We start from the raw sequence: 10,619 nt of genomic DNA, 5'->3' as shown, positions 1-10,619 counted from the left end.
GAGAGGATGCCGGAATGGTCATGTCCCTACCTCGATACCAGACCACCCACCAGCCATGCGCCCGGAGAGACGCGCCCCACCGGCCATGGCCAGGAACAGTCGACGACCAGACTCTCCGGCTCTGCGAAGAGCTCAACGAAGGCGGATACTCCGCGGAGATCGTCCGGGAGCAGGTCATCGTGAGCCCGTGGACGTCCCGCCGGAACGACAAGATCATCGACCGGCTCACCGATCTGCTGTACCAGCTGAAGCGGGAGATGGGCTGGGCTCTCTACCAGAGTTCCGGCATACACATCCCTCCTTTTCGTGACATGCGGCTTCCGGACCTGATCGTCGCTCCGCTCGACGCGGAGGACTACGACGAGATGCACATCTACGGGCACTCGACGCTGCTGGTCGTGGAGGTCTGCTCGGGTGGCACGGCATCGGTCGACTACCGGGAGAAGCCGACCGAGTACGCCCGGGCCGGAGTGCCGCTCTACCTCATCGTCGACCCGACGGCCGAGCCGCCGAAGGTCACCCTGATGAGCGAGCCGGTCGAGGACCCCGCCCCCTTCGACGAGCGGGAGCCGTACCTCAAGACGGTCACCGTGCACAGCGGCGGGTCGCTGGAGCTGCCGGAGCCGTTCGGCCTGCGGATCGACGTCGCCGCGCTGTTCGCCTGAGCGTCACGGTCCGCCCGCCCGCCTGAGCGCGGGGACCGACTCGACGAGCGCGACCAGGCCGCGCTCGTCGAGGAGGTCCACCGGGCGGACCGTCTCGTTGAAGCGCACGTAGTGGAAGGCCGCGCCCACCCGGTCCAGGGGGACGCCGGCCAGGCGGGACCAGGCCAGGCGGTAGGCGGCGAGCTGGACGGAGGCCGCGGCCCGCGTCGTCTCCATCAGGCGGCGGCCCGTCTTCCAGTCGACGACCTCGTAGCCGCCGTCCGGGGTGCGGAAGACGGCGTCCATCCGGCCGCGGACCAGCCGATCGGCGATCATCATCTCGAACGGGACCTCGACGTCGAGCGGTTCCCGGCCCGCCCACTCGCTCTCCTCGAACCTCGCGCGCAGCTCCGCCAGGAGGACCTCGGCCTCTTCCGCCTCCTCGCCGGCGCCGGGGAGCTCGAACTCGTCGAGGAGCCGCTGCTGGCCCCAGCGCGTCTCCAGCCACCGGTGGAAGGAGGTGCCGCGGCGGGCCAGGGGCGCGGGCCGCTCCGGGACGGGGCGGCGGATCCGCCGGGCCAGGGCCTCCGGGTCGGCGGCCAGGGCGACGAGGTCCGAGACGGTGAGCCGGGCGGGCAGCTCGACCTGGCGCCCGCCCCGCCGCCGGTTCCGCTCCCGTTCCCGGAGCAGGAGCTCGGTGTCCCGCTCCCAGGCCCTGGCCCGGTCCCGGTCCCAGCCGCGCAGCTCCGCCAGGCGCGGGTCCTCCCCGCCCTCCGCCGCACCGGACCCGGCCCCGTCGCCGTCGCCGTCGCCGTCCGGACCGTGCACGGGTACGGCGGGCGCCCCGGTCCGGGGGCGTCCGGCGTTCCCCACGTCCCCGGCGTTCCCCACGTCCCCGGCGTTCCCCACGTCCCCGGCGTTCCCTGGGCTCCCCGCGCTCCCTGGACTCCCCGCGCTCCCTGGGCTCCCCGCGGATTCCGTGAGGGAGCGGAGGGCGGCCTCGACGAGGAAGGAGCCGTCGACGACGGCCTCGTACCGGGCCCCGGCGGGGGTGACCGGCCAGACGGACTCGGCGGGCTCGGCGAGGAGGGGGTTCGTGGCGCCCTGCTCGAGCGGCGGCGGCCAGGTGGCCACCCGGCCGCAGGTCTCGCGGATCTCCAGCAGGAACTCCGACGGCTCCAGGGGCTTGGCCGCGCCGCCCCAGCGGTAGCCCGAAGCGATCAGCAGGTAGTGGGCGCGGGTGACCGCGACATAGGCGAGCCGCCGCTCCTCCAGCAGGTCGCGGTCGCGGCAGCGCTCGTCGAACTCGGCGAGCTCCTCCCTGGCCAGCCCGGCCAGCCGGGGCAGGTCGGAGGCGTCCCCGCGCAGCGGATAGGGCAGCCTGCGCGGGTTCTCCGTCCACCGGGGGCTCACCACCGGCCGGGCCGGGAAGACGGTGCCGACGGTCGGCGTGCCGGCCTTCGACAGCACCTGCGACATCCCGGGCACGATCACGACCGGCCACTCCAGGCCCTTGGAGGCGTGCACGGTCATCAGCTTCACGCTGTTGCTCTCGCCCACCCGCCCGGCGTCCAGGCCGTTCTCCTCCTCGTCGGCCGCCTTGAGGAACGCCAGGAACGCGCCCAGCGTCGGGTCCTCGGAGTCGCCGGCGAACCGGGAGGCGGCGTCGACGAAGGCGTCCAGGTCGGCCCGGGCGGCGAACGGGCCCGCGGCCGACCCCCGGGCCGCCACCTCGATGTCCAGGCCGAGGCGGCGCTCGACCTCGGTGATCAGGTCGGGGAGCGGCTGCCCCACGTGGCCGCGCAGGGTCCGCAGCTCCTGCGCCAGGGCGACCAGCCGTACCCAGGCCAGCGGCGAGAACACCTCCTGCCACTCGGGCCGGTCGGGCAGCTCGTCCAGCGCGTCGATCAGGCTGCCGCGCTCCTCCGACAGCTCCGCGACGACCTGGTCCAGCAGGTCGTCGACCGGGGAACCGGCCGCGCGGATCTCCCGGTTCAGCTCGCGGGCCCGCTCGCCCAGCTCCTTCAGGTCGGCCGGGCCGATCCGCCAGCGGGGGCCGGACAGCAACCGGACCAGGGCGTCCCCGGCCGTCGGGTCGTAGAGCACGCGCAGCATGGCCACCAGGTCGGCGACCTCGGGCACGGTGAGCAGGCCGCCCAGGCCGACCACCTCGACCGGGACGCCGCGCTCCTCCAGGGCCCTGCGCAGCGCGGGGAACTGCGAGCGTTTGCGGGCGAGGATCGCCACGTCGTGCGGTTGCAGGCAGTGCGGGCCGCCCCACATGCTCTGCCTGGCCTTCCTGCGCTCGCCCTCGCCCCACGGCAGGCCGTCCGGGGCGGTCTCGCTCCCGAGCAGCCCGCACACCTGGTCGGCGACCCAGCGGGCCTCGTCCTCGGCCGTCTCGTGGAAGGCGCACAGCACCCGGCCGCGCTCGACCCGGTTGCCGCCGGGCACCAGCACCGGCACCTCCCGCGCCTCCATCCGCAGCGGGAGCTGCACCCGGGCGGCGACGTCGAGGACGGCGTCGCCGTTGCGGAAGCTGACCGAGAGCCGGCGGACCTGGGCGGGCTCTCCGGAGGCCGTGCGGAAGTCGCGGGGGAAGCGGGTGAGGTTCCCGGCCGAGGCGCCGCGCCAGCCGTAGATGGACTGGCAGGGGTCGCCGACGGCGGTGACCGGGTGGCCGCCGCCGAACAGCGCGCGGAGCAGGACGAGCTGGGCGTGGCCGGTGTCCTGGTACTCGTCCAGCAGGACGACGGCGAACCGGTCCCGCTCGATCCGGCCGACCTCGGGGTGCCCGGCCGCGATCCGGGCGGCCAGCGCCATCTGGTCGCCGTGGTCGACCACCTCGCGCCTGCGCTTGAGCCGGGTGTAGGCCTCCACCAGCGGGAGCAGCTGCTCCCTGGCCTGCTGCACGGCCAGCGGCCTGCGCTGGGCGACGACCGGGGAGCCGGGCAGCGCGTCGTACCGCTCCTTCAGCCAGGCGCCCACCTCCCGCACGTCCTGCGGCTCGCGCATGTGCTCGGCCAGCTCGCCGGCCAGCTCCAGCACCGCCCGGGTGACCGTGGCCGGCCCCCAGTCGAGCTGCTCCATCGGCCCGTCGTAGGCGCTGACCACGTGCCCGGCGAGCTGCCAGGCGACGGCCGGGGTGATCAGCCGCATGGTGGGCTCCAGCGCCTCGCGCAGGGCGTGGTCGGTCACCAGCCGGGCGGCGTAGGCGTGGTACGTCGAGATGGTCGGCTCGCCCGCCAGCGGGTCCGCGGACACGTCGCGGCCGAGGGCGCCCAGCCGCTCGCGGACCCGGTGGGAGAGCTCGCTCGCCGCCTTCCTGGTGAAGGTCAGGCCGAGCACCTGCTCGGGCCGGACCAGGCCGTTGGCGACCAGCCAGACGACCCGCCCCGCCATGGTCTCGCTCTTGCCCGACCCGGCCCCGGCCATCACGACCATGGGTTCGAGCCCGGCCTCGATCACCGCGACCTGTTCCGGAGTCGGGGGAAGGATGCCCAGCTTGTCGGCGAGCCGGATCGGACTCAGCACCCCCGGCCTCCATCGGTACGGCCCGGCGCGATACGGCACGACCCGGCACGGCCCCGCGCGGTACGGCTCAGCACACCTGGCCCCCGTTCTCGTTGACCGGGCAGCTCGCCCGCGCGGCGCAGGTGCGGCAGCCGTCGTTGACCCGGGCGTGGAAGAAGGGCAGGGACATGCCCCGCGCGACGGTGTCCACCATGTCGTGGGCCCAGCCGGGCTCGGGATCCTCCGCCAGCGGCCGCTGGACCTGCTCCCTGGCCTCCTTGCCCGCCGCGTTGCCGACCTGCACGAGGGCGGCGCCGCCGGGCTCGTGCAGGCCGTGCCGCTGGAAGGCGCCGAGCAGCGCGGCGAGCTGGTAGACGCCGAGCTGGGGATGGCGGTCGAGGTCGGCATCGGAGGGCTTGCTCCCGCCGGTCTTGATGTCGATGATCACGGCGCGGCCCTGCCCGTCGCGCTCGATCCGGTCCACCCGGCCCTTGATCTGCACGCCCTCGGTGACCATCGCGACGAAGGACTCCTCGGTGGCGAGCAGCGTCCGGGGGTTCTTCCGGTTCCACTCGACGAACCTGGCGATCATCTTCTCGGCGACCCGGCGCTGTTTGCGGTTGTACCAGACGCCGCCGAAGTCCAGCTCGTCCCAGACCTTGTCCAGGTGCTTGGCGAGGGTCTCCTCGCTGGGCATGCCGTCGGCGGCGAGCACGGCCAGCGCGTGGACGACCGTGCCCAGGCCGCGGGTCGCGTCCGTGCCGCCCGTGCCCACGGAGGTCTCCAGCAGCCAGCGCAGGCCGCACGCGGTGAAGCTCTCCACCGCCGAGGGCGAGATGCGCACGACGTCGTCGGGCCAGCCGAGCGGGCGGTCGTCGGAGATCGGGGTGAGGGCGTACCACTCGTCGGGGTGGGCGCCCTTCACGCCGGCCGCGGCGAGCCGGGCCAGGTGCTCGGCGGCGACCTGGCGCAGGGACTCCGGCCGGGCCGGGTCGCAGACCGCCGCGCGCAGGTCGGCCACCAGCGCGGGCATGGTCAGCCACCGGGACCGGTCGTCGAGGGCCGCCGCCTCCTCGCCCGTGCCGGGCACCAGCTCGGCCAGGAACCTCGACGGCCGCTCCTCGACGTCCTCCCCGCCCACGGCGGTGACGACGAGCCTGGTGCGCGCCCGGGTCGCGGCCACGTAGAACAGGCGGCGCTCCTCGGCCAGCAGCTGGGAGGCGAGCGCGGCGCGGACCGCGGCCGGGTCCTGGTGCCCGGAGCCCTCCGCCCGGGCGCACATGTCGTCGGTGGCCAGGACCGACCCCCGCGGCCGCAGGTCGGGCCAGGTCCCCTCCTGGACCCCCGCGACGACCACGAGGTCCCATTCCAGGCCCTTGGCGCGGTGGGCGGTCATGATGTGCACCGCGTCGCTCTCCGGGGCCCGCGGGGCGAGGGAGTCCTCGGGGATCTCCTGGGAGACGAGGTCCTGCACGAACACGTCGACGCCCGCGTGCGGGAGCCGGTCGACGAACTTGGCGGCGCGGTCGAACAGCACCATGACCGCGTCCAGGTCGCGGTCGGCCTGCCGGCCCCGGTGCCCGCCCGCGGCGCTCGTCTCGCTCCACTTCCCGGCCAGGCCGGTGAGCCGCCAGACGGCCCAGAGCGCGTCCTCGGCCGTGCCGCCCTGCCGTACGGCCTCGGTGGCGGCGGCGATGAGCTTGGCGAGCCGCTCGGCGGGGAGCGCGATGTGCGGCTCCACCAGGACCAGCTCCCGCGCGTCCTTGAGCGCCGCGACGAGCAGTTCGCCCGAGGACCTCGGCCTGCCGCCGGACGGCCCGGCGGCGGAGGCGTCCGGACCGCGCTCCCCGGGGGCCCGCTCCCCGACCTCCACCGGCAGCGCCATGGCCTCGTGCTCGGCGACGCGCAGCGCCCGGCGCAGCCGGCGCACGCCGATCATGTCGGTGCCGCCGAGCGCGCCGGTCAGCAGTTCCTCCGCCATGCCCTCGTCGAGGGTCTCCGGGTGCAGGGCCACCTGGATCAGCCGGATCAGCGGGCGCACCCCCGGCTCCTGGATCAGCGGCGCCTCGCCGCCGCCCACCACGACCGGCACCCCGGCCGCGACCAGCGCCCGGCGCAGCAGCGGCACCTGCCGGGCCGCCGAGCGGACCAGCACGGCCATCCGCGACCAGGGCACCCCGTCCAGCAGGTGCGCCCGGCGCAGGGTGTCGGCGACGACCGCCGCCTCCTGGGCGGCCCCCTCGGCCACCACGACCCGGACGTCCCCGTGCTCCTCCCCGTCCACCGGCGTGAGGTCGCGGTGGGCGGCCCCGCCGGGAACGGCGGGCAGGCGGGCGGCGACACGGCGGGTGGCCGCCAGCAGGCCGGGCCCGCTCCGGCGGCAGACGCGCAGCGCGACGACGGGCGCCTTCTCCCCGCGGACGTCGCGGAACCGGTCGGGGAAGTTCATGATCCCGTGGACGTCCGCGCCCCGGAACCCGTAGATCGACTGGTCGGGGTCGCCGACCGCGATCAGGTCGCGCCCCTCCCCGGCGAGCCGCTGGAGCAGGAGCTCCTGGGCCGGGTCGGTGTCCTGGTACTCGTCCACCAGGACGACGTCGTAGGCCGAGCGCTCGCGGAGCCGCACCCCGGGGTCGGCGAGCAGGGCGGCGGCGGCGCGGATCAGCTCGGGGTAGTCGAGCACCGGTTCCGGGTCCAGGTCGAAGCGGGCCTGGTAGCGGTCCGCGAAGCGCCCGGCGGCCACCCAGTCGGCACGGCCGTGCCGGCGGCCCAGCTCCACCAGCTCCGGCCCGTCGAGGCCGCGCTCGGCGGCGCGGGCGACGAAGTCGCGCAGCTCGGCGGCGAACCCGCGGGTCTTGAGCGCCTCGCGCATGTCCTCCGGCCAGTGCGGCGCGCCCTCCTCCAGCTCGCCGAGGAGCATCCGGCGGATCTCCAGGAGCTGCTCGGGACCGGTGAGCAGCCGGGGCGCGGGCGCTCCGGCCAGTACGGCCTCGCGGCGGAGCAGGGCGTAGGCGTAGCTGTGGAAGGTGAGCGCGAGCGGCGTGCGGGTCGTGCGGCGCATCCGGCCGGTGATGCGCTCGCGCAGCTCGTCGGCGGCCTTGCGGCTGAAGGTCAGGACGAGCACCCGCTCGGGATCGACGCCCCGGCGCTCGACCCGGTCCACCACGGTCTCCACGATCGTGGTGGTCTTCCCGGTGCCGGGACCCGCCAGGACGAGCAGCGGGCCGCTCCCGTGGGCCACCACGGCCCGCTGGTGCACGTCCAGCACGGGGGCAACGGCCTTCCCCGCACCCTCACGGCGCACCAGCCGCCAGTTCTGACCCCTCACAGCTCGCCATTCCACCAGATGTCGGGCAGTGATCGTGCCCACTCGGCCCCTCCGGTCCGGATCTCCGGCGCGGAAGGCCCGCTCCCCCCGCGGTCCGCCCTCCCGGCCGCCGCAGGACCGCTACCGGGCCGCTACCGGACCGCCACCGGCTCCGCCGGAGCCGGCGGACGCGTCAGGAGCCGAAGACCCGGTCGACCAGCCGGGCGGTGGCCTTGCCGTCGTCGCGGGGCGCGTAGGTGCGCCGGAAGCGCTCGTAGCGTTCGGCGTGCGCGGCGGCCAGTCCCTCGACGTCCCGCAGCGCCTCGACCACCTCGGCGCCGGTCGACAGCAGCGGTCCCGGGGCCTGCGCGGCCAGGTCGAGGTAGAGGCCGCGCTTGGCCGAGTAGCGCTGCAGGTCGTAGGTGAAGAAGAGCATCGGCCGCCCGGTCGCGGCGAAGTCGAACATCACCGACGAGTAGTCGGTGATCAGCACGTCGGCGACCAGCAGCAGGTCGGCGATGTCCGGATAGGTGGTGACGTCCAGGGCGAGGCCCTCCGGCACGTTGGGCGCCGCCTGCATGGAGTGCGCCCTGATCAGGAACCGGTGGCCGGGCCCCAGCGCCCGCCGCGCCCGCTCCAGGTCGAACCGGATCGAGTTGCTCCTGCGGTCGTAGTCGCGGAAGGTCGGCGCGTACAGCACCAGCCTGACGTCCTCGCCGACGCCGAGCCGCGCGCGCACCCGCGCCGCGGCCGCCGGGTCGGGCGACGCCAGCACGTCGTTGCGCGGGTAGCCGCTCTCCAGGACCTCGCCCTGGTAGCCGAAGGCCTTGCGCAGGATCGGGGTGGCCCACGGGCTCTGCGAGACCAGCAGGTCCCAGCCCCGGACCTCGGCCGCCTGCCGGTGCCAGGCCGCCGGGCGGGGGTCGCGGGACATGTGCGGCAGGTCGTTGCCCATGCGCTTGAGCGGGCTGCCGTGCCAGGTCTGCACGACCATCTGGTCCTCGCGCGCCCGGAACCACGGCGGCAGGAGCCCGTTGGTCACCACGTGCCGCGAGCGGGCCAGCACCTCGTAGTGCTCCCGGCTGCCCGCGCGGACCACGGTCGGCTCGATCCCGGTGCCGAGTCCGAGCTCCCCGGCCCCCGGCGGCGTGAACGCGCCGTCCTTGACCACCCAGACGTGCTCGCGGTCGTCGCCGCGCCGCAGCCGCTCCTCGTAGACCGCGCGGACGTTGCCCTCGTACTGCCGGCCGTCGTAGGCCACGTAGACGGTGGCCTCGCGCAGCTCCCTGCCGCGCTGCGCCGGGTAGAAGGAGCGCTGGAGCAGGTGCAGCCCGCCCGGCCCCTTCTCGTCGTCGGGGCGGCTCTCGGCCACCGCCAGCACCGGCACGTCGAACCGGGTGGAGACCAGGCGGTACTCGCGCCCGCCGACGGTCGTCGGGCTCTCGTCCAGCGTCGCCAGGGCCGCGTGGTCCATCCGGACCGGGACGATCTCCCCGGACGCCTCGCGCGCCGCGATGCTCCAGGTGCCGCTGCCCAGCGGGACGGTCTCGCCGAAGCGGGGCATCGCCGCCGGGGCGAGGCGCACGACGAAGCGGGACTCCTCGCGCTTCATCGGCGTCGTGTACAGCAGCCCGCTGCGGTGGCGGAGCGTCAGCTCGGCCGGGCCGGATCCGGGGTAGGAGCCCTCCAGGACGAGGGTCCCGTCCGGCTCCCAGACCGCCGAGGAGACGACGGGCCGGATCCGGTGCGCGGAGACGATCACCCGGTCGCGCCGGTCGCCCAGGACGGTGATCTCCCGCTCGCCGATGACGGTCCGGCTCTCCGCCGCCCGGCCCAGCATGACGGGGGCCGCGGGGTCGCCCTTGGGCTCGATCCAGAGCCTGCCGCCGTCGCGCTCGGAGAGCAGCGCGTCCACCGCGAACGGCACGACGACCTCGGTGCCGCCCTCGACCGGGCTGAAGTCCGCCGCCACCCGGTGGCCGTCCAGCCGGGCCTGGCCCCGGGTGAACCTCCGGTCGGGCAGGAACACCCTCAGCTCCAGCCGCTCGCCGTCCAGCCGCACCCCGGTCAGCTCGGCCCGGGTGGGCTGCAGCACGACCTGCAGGGCGCGGTCGGAGGTCCAGACCGGCCGGATCCACCAGCCCGGACGGGTCTCCAGGCCCGAGGGACGCTCGGTCCGGCCGCTGGAGGGGCCGCGGAGCAGGCCGACCGCGCGGGCGCCCCGGCTCCAGATCACGATCTCGGCGCGCCAGGTGGTCGTGTCGCGTACGGTCGCCCGGCGGCGGAGCAGCCGCTTGCCCCCGCGGACGACGGCCCGCAGGGCGGCGCGCCAGCGCAGCGCCCACGGGCTCAGCTCGGCGGTGAACCCGGACCAGTCGTAGTTGCAGCCCGCCTCCCGGGCGCCGTGCGTGGCCTCCGGGTGGTGGGTCCTGCGGGTGCGCAGCCGGATCGGGGGCAGCCAGCGCGGGCCGCGCAGCACGACGACGGCCCGGTTGAAGCGGCGGCTCCGGACCGACAGGCCCGCCAGGTAGGCGTGACCGCTGATCCGCAGCCGTCCGCCGGACCAGGAGACGTCCTCGACCTGGGTGACCGGGGTGAGGTCGGCGGCGCGCAGCCGAAACAGCGGCTCCGGCAGCTCGTCGCGGAGCGGCAGGTCGGCGTACCAGCGCAGGCTCCGGCGGACCCGCCGGGACGGCTCCGCGGCGGCGGCGACGAGCTTGCGCAGGGCGTCGCCGTCGGCCAGCTCGTCCACCCCGCGCCGCTCGATCAGGTGGAAGGCCAGCCGCCGGGCGACGGGCAGGTCGCGTTTGACGCGCGCGTCCACCCCGGCGAGGTACGGTTTGACCGCGGTGGCGAACTCCCGGCGGCGGGCGGCTCCGCGCTTGGCCGCGATGTCGAGCCGGGAACCGAGGGGCCCGGCCAGCGCCTCGGCGTCGAACCTCCGGCGCTGCGCGGGGGTCAGCCCTTCGGCGAGCACCTCGGCCATGATCGAGTCGAGGGGTTCTCCCCGGTCGCAGAGGTCCTGGACGACCCGCAGACGGTCAGCGACGGGGTCGCCGGTCGCTCGCGCGGGTGAAGCGCCGGTGGCCATCGGGGAGGCACCGCCTTTCGGGCAGAACTGTCCGTTCCCCGTCATGGTAGTGGGCCGCGCAGGA

General features: G+C 75.4%; 4 protein-coding genes. 1 reads left to right on the top strand and 3 read right to left on the bottom strand.

Annotated elements, in window-relative coordinates:
• Positions 1-14: 14 nt before the first annotated feature.
• A complete protein-coding gene (locus HS045_RS13285; RefSeq protein ID WP_307827505.1) occupies positions 15-665 on the top strand; it encodes a Uma2 family endonuclease in 651 nt (216 codons plus the stop codon).
• A 3-nt stretch (positions 666-668) separates the two neighbouring features.
• On the opposite strand, the gene HS045_RS13275 is transcribed toward HS045_RS13285, so the two are convergent.
• The 3 genes from HS045_RS13275 to HS045_RS13265 all read right to left on the bottom strand — a co-directional run bounded on the left by HS045_RS13275 (position 669) and on the right by HS045_RS13265 (position 10,555).
• On the bottom strand, positions 669-4,178 hold the full coding sequence (locus HS045_RS13275) for a UvrD-helicase domain-containing protein (protein WP_307827504.1): 3,510 nt from the start codon (positions 4,176-4,178) through the stop codon (positions 669-671).
• Positions 4,179-4,245: 67 nt separating this feature from the next.
• On the bottom strand, positions 4,246-7,485 hold the full coding sequence (locus HS045_RS13270) for an ATP-dependent DNA helicase (protein WP_307827503.1): 3,240 nt from the start codon (positions 7,483-7,485) through the stop codon (positions 4,246-4,248).
• A 172-nt stretch (positions 7,486-7,657) separates the two neighbouring features.
• Complete coding sequence (locus HS045_RS13265) at positions 7,658-10,555, bottom strand: CDP-glycerol glycerophosphotransferase family protein (protein ID WP_230884020.1); 2,898 nt, start codon at positions 10,553-10,555, stop codon at positions 7,658-7,660.
• Positions 10,556-10,619 lie beyond the last annotated feature (64 nt).

This window comes from Planomonospora sp. ID82291 (assembly GCF_015711645.1).
Classification (GTDB): domain Bacteria; phylum Actinomycetota; class Actinomycetes; order Streptosporangiales; family Streptosporangiaceae; genus Planomonospora.
Note: the sequence above shows the minus strand (reverse complement) of the source record. Positions and strands in the feature narration are given on the sequence as shown.

What these genes read in the sequence shown, in the direction of transcription:
- HS045_RS13285 (WP_307827505.1), top strand. Translation starts at nt 15, where the DNA reads ATGGTCATGTCCCTACCTCGATACCAGACCACCCACCAGCCATGCGCC.
- HS045_RS13265 (WP_230884020.1), bottom strand. Translation starts at nt 10,555, where the DNA reads ATGGCCACCGGCGCTTCACCCGCGCGAGCGACCGGCGACCCCGTCGCT.